17 protein-coding genes are annotated in these 13804 nt (G+C 62.7%); 6 read left to right on the forward strand and 11 right to left on the reverse strand.

What is annotated here, in order from left to right; all coding sequences use genetic code 11:
- Positions 1-90 precede the first annotated feature (90 nt).
- Positions 91-1353, reverse strand: a complete 1263-nt coding sequence (locus tag KIP88_RS09000) for a phospholipid carrier-dependent glycosyltransferase (protein WP_214487545.1) — start codon at positions 1351-1353, stop codon at positions 91-93.
- A 245-nt stretch (positions 1354-1598) separates the two neighbouring features.
- On the opposite strand from KIP88_RS09000, the gene KIP88_RS09005 reads away from it, so the two are divergent.
- Together KIP88_RS09005 and KIP88_RS09010 are read left to right on the forward strand one after the other, a co-directional pair.
- A complete protein-coding gene (locus tag KIP88_RS09005; RefSeq protein WP_214487546.1) occupies positions 1599-2315 on the forward strand; it encodes a FecR domain-containing protein in 717 nt (238 codons plus the stop codon).
- Positions 2303-3430, forward strand: coding sequence for a hypothetical protein (locus KIP88_RS09010; protein ID WP_214487547.1), 1128 nt, complete (start codon positions 2303-2305; stop codon positions 3428-3430). The genes KIP88_RS09005 and KIP88_RS09010 overlap by 13 nt, the downstream gene beginning before the upstream one ends.
- 110 nt (positions 3431-3540) lie before the next feature.
- On the opposite strand, the gene KIP88_RS09015 is transcribed toward KIP88_RS09010, so the two are convergent.
- From KIP88_RS09015 to KIP88_RS09030, 4 genes are all read right to left on the reverse strand, one after another.
- On the reverse strand, positions 3541-4029 hold the full coding sequence (locus KIP88_RS09015) for a VOC family protein (protein WP_214487548.1): 489 nt from the start codon (positions 4027-4029) through the stop codon (positions 3541-3543).
- A gap of 33 nt (positions 4030-4062) precedes the next feature.
- Entirely contained in the window at positions 4063-4488 is a 426-nt protein-coding gene (locus tag KIP88_RS09020; RefSeq protein ID WP_214487549.1) for a VOC family protein, read from the reverse strand.
- A gap of 128 nt (positions 4489-4616) precedes the next feature.
- Positions 4617-5354, reverse strand: a complete 738-nt coding sequence (locus tag KIP88_RS09025) for an enoyl-CoA hydratase/isomerase family protein (protein ID WP_214487550.1) — start codon at positions 5352-5354, stop codon at positions 4617-4619.
- Between the two features lie 39 nt (positions 5355-5393).
- Complete coding sequence (locus KIP88_RS09030) at positions 5394-5921, reverse strand: cupin domain-containing protein (protein ID WP_214487551.1); 528 nt, start codon at positions 5919-5921, stop codon at positions 5394-5396.
- 134 nt (positions 5922-6055) lie between these two features.
- Between KIP88_RS09030 and KIP88_RS09035 the strand changes: the two genes are divergently transcribed.
- The gene (locus KIP88_RS09035) at positions 6056-6271 is read left to right on the forward strand and encodes a CsbD family protein (RefSeq protein WP_214487552.1); all 216 of its coding nucleotides are present in this window, start codon (positions 6056-6058) and stop codon (positions 6269-6271) included.
- A 175-nt stretch (positions 6272-6446) separates the two neighbouring features.
- Here KIP88_RS09035 and KIP88_RS09040 read toward each other — a convergent pair whose 3' ends face one another.
- The 4 genes from KIP88_RS09040 to ggt form a co-directional block, all read right to left on the reverse strand.
- Positions 6447-7427: a D-2-hydroxyacid dehydrogenase family protein gene (locus KIP88_RS09040; protein WP_214487553.1), complete on the reverse strand. Its 981-nt coding sequence runs from the start codon at positions 7425-7427 to the stop codon at positions 6447-6449.
- Between the two features lie 24 nt (positions 7428-7451).
- Positions 7452-7913: an FKBP-type peptidyl-prolyl cis-trans isomerase gene (locus KIP88_RS09045; RefSeq protein WP_249790638.1), complete on the reverse strand. Its 462-nt coding sequence runs from the start codon at positions 7911-7913 to the stop codon at positions 7452-7454.
- An 83-nt stretch (positions 7914-7996) separates the two neighbouring features.
- A complete protein-coding gene (locus KIP88_RS09050) occupies positions 7997-9244 on the reverse strand; it encodes an NAD(P)/FAD-dependent oxidoreductase (RefSeq protein ID WP_374226449.1) in 1248 nt (415 codons plus the stop codon).
- Positions 9245-9351: 107 nt separating this feature from the next.
- On the reverse strand, positions 9352-10938 hold the full coding sequence (gene ggt / locus KIP88_RS09055; RefSeq protein ID WP_214487556.1) for a gamma-glutamyltransferase: 1587 nt from the start codon (positions 10936-10938) through the stop codon (positions 9352-9354).
- 203 nt (positions 10939-11141) lie between these two features.
- Between ggt and KIP88_RS09060 the strand changes: the two genes are divergently transcribed.
- Together KIP88_RS09060 and KIP88_RS09065 are read left to right on the forward strand one after the other, a co-directional pair.
- The gene (locus KIP88_RS09060) at positions 11142-11894 is read left to right on the forward strand and encodes a rhodanese-related sulfurtransferase (RefSeq protein ID WP_214487557.1); all 753 of its coding nucleotides are present in this window, start codon (positions 11142-11144) and stop codon (positions 11892-11894) included.
- Positions 11887-12102, forward strand: a complete 216-nt coding sequence (locus tag KIP88_RS09065; RefSeq protein ID WP_214487558.1) for a SlyX family protein — start codon at positions 11887-11889, stop codon at positions 12100-12102. Before KIP88_RS09060 ends, KIP88_RS09065 begins: the two co-directional genes overlap by 8 nt.
- Before the next feature lie 75 nt (positions 12103-12177).
- On the opposite strand, the gene KIP88_RS47845 is transcribed toward KIP88_RS09065, so the two are convergent.
- Both KIP88_RS47845 and KIP88_RS09070 read right to left on the reverse strand, forming a co-directional pair.
- Complete coding sequence (locus KIP88_RS47845) at positions 12178-12312, reverse strand: hypothetical protein (RefSeq protein ID WP_283848502.1); 135 nt, start codon at positions 12310-12312, stop codon at positions 12178-12180.
- Between the two features lie 21 nt (positions 12313-12333).
- Complete coding sequence (locus KIP88_RS09070; RefSeq protein WP_214487559.1) at positions 12334-12555, reverse strand: hypothetical protein; 222 nt, start codon at positions 12553-12555, stop codon at positions 12334-12336.
- A 123-nt stretch (positions 12556-12678) separates the two neighbouring features.
- Here KIP88_RS09070 and hemE point away from each other — a divergent pair, with 123 nt between their 5' ends.
- Positions 12679-13725 (forward strand): uroporphyrinogen decarboxylase, encoded by a 1047-nt coding sequence (gene hemE / locus KIP88_RS09075; protein WP_214487560.1) that lies wholly within the window; start codon positions 12679-12681, stop codon positions 13723-13725.
- The last annotated feature ends 79 nt before the right edge of the window (positions 13726-13804 follow it).

Genomic DNA, 13804 nt, shown 5'->3' on the forward strand with positions numbered 1-13804 from the left:
ACTCATACGACGACGAATCTACGGCGAGCCCACAACGTACAAGTGGACCCATCATTCGACTGCGCGTTGCGCGATCGGCGCAGCGGCCGCTCAAATCCAGTTCTGGAAGATCATCAGGCGGCTGAACGTCGCCATCGAAGTGCTTATGAACGCGGCCGATATCGGCAACATTGCGGCAAAGCCGACAAAACCAACCGCAACATAGGCCCACAGCAGCCAACCGGGCATGCCGCCGCGTTTCAAGGCATAGACCAGCGCAAAGCTCGCCGTGGTCGCCGCCGGAAGGTAGTAGTAAATGAACCCGAGCGTTCGCGGCAGCAACGCCCATGCGAGGTATGTGCCGAAGAAGAACGCCAGTACCAGGAAGGCGTCGGCCCGCCGCGTCACGATCCAGTCGCGCAGGCAGATCGCGACCGCAATCAGCGCCGGCCACAGGATCAGCGGGTTCCCGAGAAAGACGACGGCGGCGATCCGGTCGTCGCCGATCTTGTCGAAGAGATACCAGACCGGGCGCACCAGGAACGGCCAGGACGGCCATGAACTCATATAGGTGTGGCCGGCGATCGCGGTCGTGGTGTTATCGCTGAAGATCCGCCGTTGCGCTTGCAGAATATCCGGGAACGAAAATCCGTAGAGCGGAATGAACGTCGCAAGATAGACGGCCGCAGGAATCAGCACGAAGCAGATGGCGAAATGCCACCACCTGAAATCGGGCCAGAGATCAGGCCGGTACCAGTCATCGGGCCGGGCGTCGGCGAATTGGGTGCGCCAGTTCTGCATCAGGCGAATCACGGCGACGATGACGATGCAGACCGCGAGCACGAACAGCCCGCTCCACTTGCAGCCGATCGACAGGCCGAAGCCGATCCCGGCAAGCGCGAACCACACATGCGGCCGCTCTCTTCGAAAGCCATGCGTGAACGCCGCGATCGCGAACAGGCTGAAGGTGAGCGCGAAAATATCCAGCATCGCGATCCGCGATTGCACGAACAGCATCTGGTTGAAGAAGGCGAGCAGGCTCGCCGCAATGGCCGGCCCTTGCGCCGCGAACAGCGCCAGGCCGCACAGATACACCGCGACGATCGCGAGCGATCCGAACAGTACGCCCGGATAGCGCCAGCCCAGCGGCCCGTCGCCGAACGAATGGATCGACAGCGCGATGAACTGCTTGGCGAGCGGCGGATGCATCGGATTGAGCATCGGTTCACGCATCACCGGCTCGAGCATCTGCCGCGCCGCCGGCACGTAATGCACCTCGTCGAAATAGAATTTCTCCGGCGTGGTGACGCCGATCAGCATCGCGAAATGCGCGAGAACAAAGAGCACTGCCGCGACAATGCTTGCGCGCAACATTGAATTATGATTAACATAAGAAGATCGAGCTAATGGCTTCACGGACAATCTGACAAGGAATCAGGGACTAGACGACATTGCAGCAAAATTGAGTGTGACGGCTCCAGTTTTTTATGTCCATCGCATTGAACGCATTTCGCTTTCACAATCACTAACCAACGGGCGTGTGCGCCGCGCGAGTGATAATTCTGCCACATCGCCCGCGCGATCCGGCGCGATGCCGGGAATAATCGATCGGTTTTGAAATGAATTTCTGTAATTGGTTTCGTTTGCTTTCTGCAATTGGTCTCGTAACGGCGTTGTTGAGTGCTTCCACACACGCGCAAACGCGCGTCGGCGAAGCAGCCGTCGTCAAGAATGAAGTGCTCCGCGTTGCCGGACCTTCGACCACCCAGATCAAGGTCGGCGATGGACTGGTCCGCGACGAAACCGTGCGCACCGGAATCGACAGCGCAACGCGGCTGGTGATGGCCGACAGCACCAACCTCTCACTCGGACCCAACGCGACGCTCAAGCTCGACCGCACCGTTTTCGACGACGAGCATCACTATCGCGAAGTCGCGGTGCGCATGACCTCGGGCGCATTTCGTTTCGTCACCGGCCATTCGGACAAGGCCGCCTACAAGATCACGACGCCGCTGGCGACCATTGGCGTGCGCGGCACCACGCTCGATATCCTGTCGCAGCGCGGCCAGACCATCGTCAACCTGCAGGACGGCGCGGCCTCGGTCTGCACGGTCAGCTTTGAATGCATCCAGCTCACCCGCCCCGGCGACACCGCCATCATCACCTCGGGCGGCGGCGGCAGGTCGACGATCAAGAAGACCAACAACCCGCCATGGACCTTTGCCGCAACCTGCAGCGCCGCGGCAGGGCTTTGCAGCAAGACGCAGTATGCGGATGCGGCGCCCGTCATTGTCGATGACGGCAGCGATCCTACGGGCATGCTGTGCGGGCGCTAACCGTGGCAAATTTCATCCGCAGCGTTCTGTTATCCGCAACGCTCATTGTCGCGCTGCTCGCGACGCAATCGTCGGCGGCATGGGCGCAGTCACCATCGCCCTCCCCGTCGCCAACGCCGAGCCCATCCCCCACGCCAACGCCAACGCCGTCGCCTTCGCCTTCGCCTTCCCCGACGCCAAGCCCCACATCGACACCAACCAACAACGCGCCACCAGTGGCCGGACCCGGTTCGAACGCCGGATCGATCAACGACCTGGCCGGACAGCGCTTCAACCAGATGATCACCAACCGCGTGCTCGGCAACGTGCTGCTGGGGGTCAACGAGCAGGTCAATTGCAATGATTGCGTCAGCGCGTTCGGTTCAGCGGGTTCGTTCTCAGCCGGCATTCACGGCCGCAAGAACCTGACGCCCAATTTGTCGCTGCTCGCCGGCATCGCCTATGCCCAGTACAATGAAGGCGGCTACCGCGTCACCAGTTCGCCGATCGGCGCGTTCGCACTGCGCTACGATTTCGTCGACTGGGGATCATCGCGGCCGTTCTTCGATATCGGCACGATCCTGTCGCCATTCCAGAAGGTGCGCTATTCGCGCAGCTACACGACAAGCCTCGGCGCGGTGTCGCTCGAAAGTTCGACCACGAGCGAGAATTACGCCGTCTATGGCCGCGCCGGCTGGATGAGCCGACTGTCGCCGCGCGATGAGGTGGCGGCTTCCGTCGAGGTCTGGCAGCTATGGCAGCGGGTAAAGGGCTACATGGACCCCACCACAGCCTTCAATCCGTTCGACGCCTCGATCGCCACGGGCACCGATCGCACCACCCTCGTCAAGGTCGGCGGACAGTGGACGCATCTGTTCGGCTCAAGCGTCGAAGCCAACATCAACGGCGGATGGGTGCAGTCCTTCGGGACGCGATCCGGCATCGTCGCCAGCGTGACCGGCGACGGCACGATCGTGCCAACGATCGGCAATCAGGGCTGGTTCGAATATGGCGGCCGGCTCGGCTTCCGTATCACCAAGGGCTGGGTCGCCGACCTCTTCCTCAACGGCACCGCCGGTCCGCAACCGGTCGGCAACACGCTTCACGGCGGCGTGGGGTTGCGGGTCAGCTATTAGGTGGGTGTAGGGTGGGCAAAGGCGCTTTGCGCCGTGCCCACCATCTCTCGGTAGATTGTCATCGTGAATGGTGGGCACGCTGCCGCTTTGCCCACCCTACGAAACCGGCGCTACGCCGCGCTCTTGCCTTCATAGGCGTGCTTCAGCCCTTCGATATCGAGCTTGACCATGCCCAGCATCGCCTGCATGGCGCGCTGCGCGCCGGCTTTATCCGCGCCGCCGACATATTCGACCAGCACCGTCGGCACGATCTGCCAGGACACGCCGTAGCGATCCTTCAGCCAGCCACAATGTTCGGCCTTGCCGCCATTAGCCAGTAGTGCGTCCCAGAGTCGGTCGACCTCGGCCTGATCGGCGCAGTCGATCTTGAAGGAGACCGCGTGCGTGTATTCCATCTTCATGCCGCCGTTCAGCGCCATGTAACTCTGGCCGGCCAGCGTGAAGTCGACCACCAGCACGGTACCGGCCTTTCCGGCAGGGCCGTCGATGGGATTGCGCTGGATCTTCTCGATCCTGGAATCCGGCAGCAGCGAAACGTAGAGGTTCGCGGCCTCCTCGGCCTCACCGCTAAACCACAGACAGGGAGAAATCTTGGACATCGGGAGAACTCCGGGTTGCGACTGGTTGAACGATCAGGCGGTGGCCGGCTGTGCAGCGGTTGCGGCCGCGACATCCATCCACATCACTTCCCAGTGGTGACCGTCCGGATCCTCGAAGCTGCGGCCATACATGAAGCCGTAATCCTGCTTCGGGCCCGGATCGGCGCCGCCGCCCGCGCCTTGCGCCTTGCCGACCATATCGTCCACCGCGTCGCGGCCGTCGGCAGACAGGCAGATCAGGACCTGGCTGGTGGCCTTGGCATCGGCGATCTTCTTCGAGGTGAATTGCCGATACTTATCGTGGGTCAGCAGCATCACGTAGATGCTCTCGGAAAACACCATGCAGGACGCCGTGTCGTCGGAGAACTGCGGGTTCTTTTCGCCGCCGATCGCCTGGTAGAAGGCGGTGGAACGGGCGAGATCGCTAACCGGCAGGTTGACGAAGATCATTTTGGCCATAATCAGGTTCCTTTCGAGGGGGTTCGAGCCAAGGACGAACCCGCGGAGACGGATCCGACATCCCTTTTCAAATTTTTTTCAGGCGGGGAAACGGCGTGCCGTCGCCGGCATCCGGCGGCGAATGGACGCTATTTGCCTTTGAAGTCGGGCTTGCGCTTTTCGGCGAACGCCTTGACGCCTTCCTTGAGGTCTTCGCTGTCCCTGATGACATCGAGCAGCCGGCGGACCTCGGCAACGCCTTCCAGTGGCCCCTTGGGCATGGCGTCGCGGGCAAGTTTCTTCAGTGCGCGGACCACCAGCGGCGCATTGGCGGCAATTTTCGCGGCCATCTCCTGGGCGAGTGCGACATGCTGTCCCTTCGGCGCGACCTTGTTCACGAAGCCGATCTGGTAAGCGCGCTCCGCCGACATTTCCTCGCCGACCAGCAGAAACTCCATGGCGATCTTGTGCGGCATCCGCGCCATCACCGAGGAGATGCCGCCGGCGGTGGTGCCGATCTTGCCCTCGGGGTAGATGAAGCGTGTGGTCTCCGACGCCACGCACATGTCGGCCATCTGCACCAGCACGAAGGCGCCGCCGACGACCCATCCGGATGTCGCGGCAATGACCGGCTTGTCGAGTTCGACGCCAAGGCCAGGCACCGCGTGCCACATGTTGACGGGGAGATCCCTGACGTCGGCGCCGACCGAAAAATATTTCTCTTCGGATGACGCAAGCACCGCAACGCGGTCGTCGCTTTCGTGAAAGCGGAGCCAGGCTTCGCGCAGTTCATCGCACAGGGCGTTGTTGAGCGCATTGTGCGCCGACGCGCGATCCATGGTGATGGTAGCGACGTGGCCCACGCTCTCATAGCGAACAAGCGTCATGGTACTCCCCCGACATCCGCACGATGGCGGCCTTTGTTATTATTTCTTCTCGGCGGGATCGCGGTGCACGGGATCGACCCACAGCACGGTCTCCGGCTTTTCCACCGGCTCGATGTCGAGATTGATCGCCACCGCCTCGCCGTCGCTACGCACCAGCACGCATTCCAGCACCTCGTCGCGGCTGGCATTGATTTCCTGATGCGGCACGTAGGGCGGAACGAAGATGAAATCGCCGGGACCGGCTTCCGCAGTGAATTGCAGATGCTCGCCCCAGCGCATCCGCGCCTTGCCCTTCACGACATAGATGATGCTTTCGAGATGGCCGTGATGATGCGCGCCGGTCTTGGCGTCGGGCCGGATCGTCACGGTGCCCGCCCATAATTTCTGCGCGCCGACGCGGGCGAAATTGATCGCGGCCTTGCGGTCCATGCCGGCGGTGGACGGCACGTTGGGATCGAGCTGATTGCCGGGGATGACGCGGACGCCGTCATGCTTCCAGCGCTCGTCATCGCCGGGCGAATGATCATGGGAATGATGGGAATGGGTGTGGTCGTGAGTGCCGCTCATCTTGTTGCTTTCTGAATGGTTGCTCGCGGCAACGTACATAAAACCGTGATCGCAAACCAGCCAAATCGAGGAACTGCGGAGGCCTGTTGCGGGTTGTCCTTGCGAAGTTCTATCAACCTGGAAGGAGTATTTTGATGGGTGCGACCGCAGACAAGATCAAGGGTGCGACCAATGAGGCCATCGGCAAGGCAAAGCAGGGCGTCGGCGAAGCCACCGGTTCCGACCGCCTTCAGGGCGAAGGCGTGATCCCGGAAGTGAAGGGCAAGGGCCAGAAGGCCATGGGCGATGCCAAGCAAGCCGCCAAGGATGCCGCGAATGAAGCGGCCGCTGCGGCGAACAAGAACCTTTGATCGATACTCGATCTGGAATGAAAGGACCGGTCCTTAGGGCCGGTCTTTTTTCTTATGCAGCATACATCCCCTTCGTCATGGCCGGGCTTGTCCCGGCCATCCACTTCTCGAACTCGCGGCATCAAAAGACGTGGATGCCCGGGGCAAGCCCGGGCATGACGCGGATAGGGTCCCGTCAACGCCGCTTATTCATCACATCCGGATTGACGACATTCGTCGGCGTGCCCGCGGCATAGGCCAGGATCTGGTCGAAAATATCCGTGAACTGGATTTCGTATTCGTCGCGCGAGACGTAGCCGAGATGCGGCGTGCAGACCACGTTGTCCATGGTCAGCAGCGGATCATTGACGTCGCGCAGCGGTTCCTTTTCATAGACATCGATCGCCGCCATGCCAGGCCTCCCGGCGCGCAGCGCATTGACCAGCGCGTTCGGCTCGATCAGCGGCGCGCGGCTGGTGTTGACGAGGAGCGCCGAGGGTTTCATGCGCGCGAGGTCTTCCGCCTTCACGATCCCGCGCGTGGCATCGACCAAGCGCATGTGCAGCGAAAGCACGTCGCACCGTTCGAAGAAATCAGCCTTGGAGCTTGCGGTCTCGTAGCCGTCGGCGCGCGCCTTCGCGAGCGCCGGCTCGCGCGCCCACACCAGCACCTTCATGCCAAACGCCTTGCCGTAGCCGGCGACGACGGCGCCGATCCGCCCGTAGCCGTAGATACCGAGCGTCTTGCCGCGCAGGGTATGGCCGACGCCGATCTGCCATTTGCCGGCCTTGAGCGCCGCCATCTGCTGCGGGATGGCGCGCATCGCCGCCAGGATCAGGCCCCAGGTGAATTCGGCGGTCGCATAGGACGGCGTATCGGCATGCTGGCCCGACGATACGACGATGCCGAGCCGGGTGCAGGTGTCGATGTCGATATGCGGATAGACGCTGCGCTGACTGATCAGCTTCAGTTTCGGCAACCGCTCCAGAAGCGGCGTGCGTATCTGCGTACGCTCGCGGATCAGCACCAGCGCTTCGGTGTCGCGCAGCCGTTCCGCCAATGCATCGACGTCCTGAACGTGATCGTTCCAGATGGTGACGTCATGTCCGGCCAGCTTGCGGAAGCAGTCGAGGGTGCGCACCGTGTCGAAATAATCGTCGAGGATCGAAACCTTCACGATGCGCTCCCCTGTCAGCGCGCGTTACTTCACCGCCAGCAATTCGACGTCGAACATCAACGTCGCATTCGGCGGGATGACGCCGCCGGCGCCGCGCGCGCCGTAGCCGAGTTCAGGAGGAATGATCAGCGTGCGCTTGCCACCGACCTTCATGGAGCCGACGCCCTCATCCCAGCCGGCGATAACCTGCCGCATACCGATCTTGAATTCGAACGGCTCGTTGCGGTCGACCGAAGAGTCGAACTTCTTGCCCTTCTGGCCGTTCTCGTAGAGCCATCCCGTATAATGCATGACGCAGGTCTGGCCGGTCTTCGGCGTGGCGCCGGTACCTTCCTTGCTGTCGATGATCTGCAAGCCTGAAGCTGTGGTCATGGGTTTTTTTCCTGCGGTCTGGGCCGATGCCAGCTGGGTGGCGATCGGCGTGGAAACCGCGGCCGCCATGGCGGCGAGAGCGGTCCGGATAATCGTGCGTCGGGAAGATCGCATCTTCTGCACCTCGTTCGGGAGACCGACGTCTCTAGCCCAGAGCGGGCCATTTCCATAGCCATTTTTCGGCCGTCGGCCATGTTTCAGCCGCTGTTGCCGCCGTCACGATCGATCGCAAAATCTGTGAGCAGCGGCGAGGTTTTTCCGGCGATCAGATCACCGATCAGGCACGCGGCGAGAAAACTGAAGGTGATGCCGTTGCCGCCATAGCCGTAAGCCGCATAGACGCCCTTGGCGCCGGGGACCGGGCCGATCAGCGGCAAGCCGTCGCTCGTGGTATCGAATGTGCCGGACCAGCTAAACTCGATGTCGGTCCTTGCGGCGGGCCAAAGCGCCGCGAGCCGTTGCGCGAGTGCGCGCGATTTCTGGGGGATAAGGCGATCGCGCGCCTCCGGTTCGACAATCTCCGTGCTGTCCTCGCCGCCGATGATGATGCGCCCTGCCCGGGTCGTTCGGGCATAGAGATAATCCTTCGCATCCTCCCAGATCAGCGTGTCATCCTTCCAGATATTTTGCGGCTGCGGCACGGTTGCGATCGCCCAGCTCGACGACACCGCATGCACGGTGGACTGAACGATATCGGGCATGACATAGCCGGTGGCAAGAACGACGGACCGCGCCTCGATCTCGCCACCACTTGCGAGACGAACGCCCACCGACCGTCCGGCGGCATCGAATGCGACGGCCTCGCCCTCGAACAACCGCGCGCCGCGCGCGACAGCCAGCCCGAGCAGCCCGTGCGCCAATTGTATGGGATCGGCATCGGCCGCACCCGGGGAGACGATCGCCCCGGCACGCGCGAACCCGAAACGATCGAGCAGCATGCCATGATCGAGAAAATCGCCGGGCAGCGCGGCGCGCTCGCGCAACCGATGCTCTTCGAGCAGCTCTCCGATGCTATCGCCTGCCGCAAGGCACAGCGAATTTTTCGCGCGCATGTCGCAGGTAATGCCGAGTTGCCCCACGAGCGATTTCAGGCCGGCGACGGCATCGAAGCTGGCGCGATAGGCCCGCGCGGCGCGCTCGAAGCCATAGACTTCGCTCAGTTGCCATAGCGGCTGGTCGATTTCCCATAGCAGCATCGACGTGGAAGCCGCCGTGCTGCCGTGGCCGGGAAACTCACGATCGACGATGACGACGTTAAGCCCCTGCCGGGTCAGGCGCTCGGCGACCAATGATCCCGTAATGCCGGCCCCGACAATGAGCGCATCACATCTAAGATTTTCGCCCATTTCGAGGCGCGACGGACGTCCTGACTTTGCAAACCACGGCGAACGGCCGCCGCGCAGGTCGGCCTGTTGCGTATCATCTGAATCAAGAATGCTGATAATAAACCTCTGGCAACAGACAACCGGCCGCTGCCATGCGGACGGCTGCGGCCCATCGCTCTAACGAAAGCGACGGGCTGTTGTTCCGGAAGTAGTGAGAACCGAAGGGCTCAGTAGCCCAGCGCGCAACCGTCCTTGCGGGGATCGGAGCCGCCGGTCAGCGTGCCCTTGTCCCAGTCGATCCAGATCGCCTGGCCGCCGCCGAGCGGTCCGACCACGCTGGTGGTCTTGTGGCCGATCTTCTTCAGGCCCTCGACGATCTCGGCCGGCACGCTGTCCTCGAGCTGGTAGAAGCCCTCGTAATGCAGGCCGCGCGGCATATCGATGGCTTCCTGCACGTCGCAGCCATAGTCGAGGATGTTGGTCAGCACATGGCTCTGCCCCACCGGCTGATATTGCCCGCCCATGACGCCGAACGGCATCACCGCGCGGCCGTTTTTGGTGGCGAGGCTCGGAATGATCGTGTGCAGCGGCCGCTTGCCCGGCGCGATGCAGTTGGGATGGCCGGGCTGAATCCGGAAACCGCCGGCGCGGTTCTGCAGCAGGATGCCGGTCTTGTTGGACACGATCGCCGAACCGAAGGAATGCGCGATCGAGTTGATGAACGAGCAGACGTTACGGTCCTTGTCGACCACGGTGATGTAGACCGTGGACGGATTCATCGGCGGTGCAACGTTCGGCAGGTCGAGCAGCCGGTCCATCCTGATATTCTTGATGTGCTCCTCGGCGAATTCCTTGGCGAGGATGCCGGCGACGTCGACGTGCACCTGCTGCGGATCGCCGATGTACTGCTCACGCATCATGTAGGCGATGCGCGCGGCCTCCGCTTCGAGATGGAAGCGCTCAATGCTGAGCGGCGCAAATTTCGTCAGGTCGAAGCGGGAGAGGATGTTCAGCATCACCAGCATGGTAATGCCCGGGCCATTCGGCGGGCACTGCCAGACGTCGTGCCCCTTGTACATCGTGCCGATCGGCGACGTGGTTTCGGTCGAATGCGCAGCGAAGTCTTCCAGCGTGTGCAGGCCGCCGATCCCGCGGAGCGTCTCCACCATGTCGGCGGCGATCTCGCCGGCATAGAACGCGTCGCGCCCGTTCTTGGCGATCGCGCGCAGCGTCTTGCCCAGTTCCGGCTGATGAATGATGTCGCCGGCCACCGCTGGTTTTCCATGCGGCAGCAGGTAGCGCTCGGTGTTGGTGCCGTTCTTCAGCTTCTCGAACTGGTTCTTCCAGTCGAAGGCGATGCGGGGCGCAACGATGTAGCCTTCTTCGGCCGCCTTGATCGCGGGCTGCAGCAGTGTGTCGAGCCCCATCTTGCCGTGGTCACGCAGGATCGTATCCCAGGCGTCGATCGCGCCGGGAATGCTCACCGAGTGGGCCGAAGTCAGCGGCACCGAGTGGATCTTGCGCTCCAGATACCATTCGGCCGTTGCCGCCATCGGCGCGCGGCCGGAGCCGTTATAGGCTGTTATCTTGCCCTCGCCCTTCGGCTGGATCAGCGCATAGCAATCGCCGCCGATGCCGGTCGATTGCGGCTCGATCACCCCGAGCAGCGCGCAGGCCGCGACCGCGGCGTCCGCAGCCGTACCGCCCGCCCGCATCACGTCGATGGCGACAAGCGCGGCCTCCGGGTGCGACGTCGCCACCATCGCGTTCTGGGCATGGACCGTGGAGCGGCCGGCGAAATGGAAATTCCTCATCGCGAGTGCTTTCTTTCAGCGTTTCTTCAATATTTCTTGGGCATCCCGCTGGGGACGATCGGGTGGGTTTACAGATGGTTCTTTGGCATATTCATCCCCTGCTGGGCAATGGCTGGCATGCCAAGGTCTGGCGGTGGCAATACGCGGAATATGCAGAGCTTTACGGGGTTTCCCCTGCCCGGCCTGCCTGATAAACGGTCGCCATGCCGCTCAAGGTCGCCGCCCTCTACCAATTCGCCGCACTGCCGGATTTCCGGGAGCTGCGCGAGCCGTTGCGCGCGCTTGCGGCCGGCTTTGGGATCAAGGGCAGTGTGCTGCTGGCGCATGAGGGCATCAACGGCACGGTTGCGGGAGGCGATGAGGGCATCGACGCGTTCGTCGGCGAGTTGCAGCACGGCCCCCTCTTCGGTGGCCGGCTCGACAATCTCGAACTCAAGTTTTCGAGCGCTTCCGAGATGCCGTTCCAGCGGCTGAAGATCCGCCTCAAGAAAGAAATCGTCACGCTCGGAGATACCGCTGTCGATCCGACGCGGCAGGTCGGCACCTATGTCGAGCCGTCGGACTGGAACGAACTGATAACAGCGCCCGACACGTTGGTCATCGATACCCGCAACGCCTTCGAGGTGGCGATGGGCACGTTCGAAGGCGCGGTCGATCCCGGTCTCAAAAGCTTTGGGCAGTTCAAGGAGTTCGCCGCACAGAAACTCGATCCGGCGAAGCACAAGAGGATCGCGATGTTCTGCACCGGTGGCATCCGGTGCGAGAAGGCCAGCGCCTATCTGCTGGCGCAGGGGTTTGGTGAGGTCTATCACCTCAAGGGCGGCATCCTCCGCTATCTCGAAGGCGTGCCGGAGCAAGAGAGCCGCTGGCGCGGCGAGTGTTTTGTATTCGACGAACGCGTGGCGCTGGGCCACGGGCTGCGGCAGCGACCACCGAATGATGGCTGTCATGAGTGATGTCGACGCACTTAGCGAGCGCATCGACGCGCTGGAAATGCGGCTGTCCTATCAGGACGTGACCATCGAGACGCTGAACCAGACGATCACGGCGCAATGGACCGAGATCGACAGATTGACGCGGCAGCTGTCCGAACTGAAAGAGCGGCTGCGGGAGGCCGAAAGCAACCTGTCTGGTCCGGTCAACGAGCCACCACCGCACTACTGAACAGCCAACAAGAAAGCGGCCTCCGCGACGGAGGCCGCTTTCATGCGTTCAAACATCGGTCGGCAGGCGCTTGCATCATCCGTGCGTCGTAAACCAGACCGTCGCGGCCACCGCCACAGCGACGATCACGGCCCATACCACCGGCGAGACCTTCTTGGTGCTGCCACTCCGCGGCGAGTCGTTTGGGGCGTGGTTGAATTCGGTCTTCATCGCCGGGTCCGTCGAGCGGTGTCAGCGAAAGACGCCTCGGATCTTGTCCCACAACGACTCGTTTTCGCGATCGCCATCCGCCTTCGACGGCGAAGGTTGCGCGGCGCTCACGGGATCGGAAGCCGGAAAGCTACCCACCAGACCCTTTTCGAGCTTCTCGTGGATTTCGCGGTCGGCCAGCATCGCCTCTTGCGGATCGGCGGCGTGCTTGTCATGCGGTGCAGGGTTGAATTTCTCAGCCATAGGGTACCTCCGTGGCAGGGGTAACGCCGGGAATTTCAGTCGGTTCCACATCGCGCCTTGGCCAATCCGGAACCTGCGTGTATCAGGAGCCCAGAGATCAGCAACTCGCGCAGGAACTTTCGATTGTCACAGAAATCCGCCGTGAAACCCTTTATAGAAGTGCTGGCCGGACGCAGGCAGAAAGTGCCGCCGGTATGGATGATGCGGCAGGCCGGCCGCTATCTGCCTGAATATCGCGAGCTGCGCGCCAAGGCCGGTGGCTTCCTCGATTTGTGCTTCACGCCGGAATATGCCGCAGAAGTGACGCTGCAGCCGATCCGCCGTTTCAACTTCGACGCCGCGATCATCTTCTCTGACATTCTCGTGATTCCCTATGCGCTCGGCCGCTCGGTGCGCTTCGAGGCTGGTGAAGGCCCGCGGCTCGATCCGCTGGATACGCCGGAGCAAGTCGCGACGCTGGCGCGCGCCGCCGATTTCGGCAAGCTCGAGCCGGTCTATGAGGCGCTGCGCCGCGTGAAGCGCGAACTCGCGCCTGAGATTGCGCTGATCGGCTTCTGCGGTGCGCCGTGGACGGTCGCGACCTACATGGTCGCGGGACAGGGCACGCCGGACCAGGCGCCGGCGCGGATGATGGCCTATCGTTGTCCAGAGGCGTTCGCTGAAATCATCGACGTGCTGGTCGAGAATTCGATCCAGTATCTGCTCGGGCAACTCGAGGCCGGCGCGGACGCGTTGCAGATCTTCGATACCTGGGCCGGCGTGCTGCCGCCGCGCGAATTCGAGCGTTGGTCGATTGAGCCTGCGAAACGCATCGTCGCCGGCGTACGCGCGAAAGCGCCTGACGCAAAGATCATCGGCTTTCCCCGCGGCGCCGGCGCCATGCTGCCTGCCTATGTGGACGCGACCGGCGTCAATGCCGTCAGCATCGACTGGGCGGCGGAGCCGTCATTGATCCGCGAGCGCGTGCAAAGCCGCGTCGCGGTGCAGGGCAATCTCGACCCGCTGGCGCTGATCGCAGGCGGCGCGGCGCTGGATCGCGCCGTCGACGACGTGCTGGCGAACTATGCGCAAGGGCGGCTGATCTTCAACCTCGGCCACGGCATCCAGCCGGAAACCCCGATCGCACATGTCGAGCAGATGCTGAAGCGGGTGCGGACGTTTAAGGGTTAGCTTCGTAGCCCGGATGGAGCGCAGCGCAATCCGGGACAGCTGCTCCGCGGGTGAGAGCCCCGGATTACGCTGCGCTCCA

This window comes from Bradyrhizobium sp. SRL28, assembly GCF_018596315.1.
In the GTDB taxonomy this organism is placed as follows: Bacteria; Pseudomonadota; Alphaproteobacteria; order Rhizobiales; family Xanthobacteraceae; genus Bradyrhizobium.

What these genes read in the sequence shown, in the direction of transcription:
- KIP88_RS09000 (WP_214487545.1), bottom strand. Translation starts at nt 1,353, where the DNA reads ATGTTGCGCGCAAGCATTGTCGCGGCAGTGCTCTTTGTTCTCGCGCAT.
- KIP88_RS09060 (WP_214487557.1), top strand. Translation starts at nt 11,142, where the DNA reads ATGCCGCTCAAGGTCGCCGCCCTCTACCAATTCGCCGCACTGCCGGAT.
- KIP88_RS09070 (WP_214487559.1), bottom strand. Translation starts at nt 12,555, where the DNA reads ATGGCTGAGAAATTCAACCCTGCACCGCATGACAAGCACGCCGCCGAT.
- KIP88_RS09025 (WP_214487550.1), bottom strand. Translation starts at nt 5,354, where the DNA reads ATGACGCTTGTTCGCTATGAGAGCGTGGGCCACGTCGCTACCATCACC.
- ggt (WP_214487556.1), bottom strand. Translation starts at nt 10,938, where the DNA reads ATGAGGAATTTCCATTTCGCCGGCCGCTCCACGGTCCATGCCCAGAAC.
- KIP88_RS09020 (WP_214487549.1), bottom strand. Translation starts at nt 4,488, where the DNA reads ATGGCCAAAATGATCTTCGTCAACCTGCCGGTTAGCGATCTCGCCCGT.
- KIP88_RS09045 (WP_249790638.1), bottom strand. Translation starts at nt 7,913, where the DNA reads ATGCGATCTTCCCGACGCACGATTATCCGGACCGCTCTCGCCGCCATG.
- KIP88_RS09065 (WP_214487558.1), top strand. Translation starts at nt 11,887, where the DNA reads ATGAGTGATGTCGACGCACTTAGCGAGCGCATCGACGCGCTGGAAATG.
- KIP88_RS09030 (WP_214487551.1), bottom strand. Translation starts at nt 5,921, where the DNA reads ATGAGCGGCACTCACGACCACACCCATTCCCATCATTCCCATGATCAT.
- KIP88_RS47845 (WP_283848502.1), bottom strand. Translation starts at nt 12,312, where the DNA reads ATGAAGACCGAATTCAACCACGCCCCAAACGACTCGCCGCGGAGTGGC.
- KIP88_RS09015 (WP_214487548.1), bottom strand. Translation starts at nt 4,029, where the DNA reads ATGTCCAAGATTTCTCCCTGTCTGTGGTTTAGCGGTGAGGCCGAGGAG.
- KIP88_RS09035 (WP_214487552.1), top strand. Translation starts at nt 6,056, where the DNA reads ATGGGTGCGACCGCAGACAAGATCAAGGGTGCGACCAATGAGGCCATC.
- KIP88_RS09005 (WP_214487546.1), top strand. Translation starts at nt 1,599, where the DNA reads ATGAATTTCTGTAATTGGTTTCGTTTGCTTTCTGCAATTGGTCTCGTA.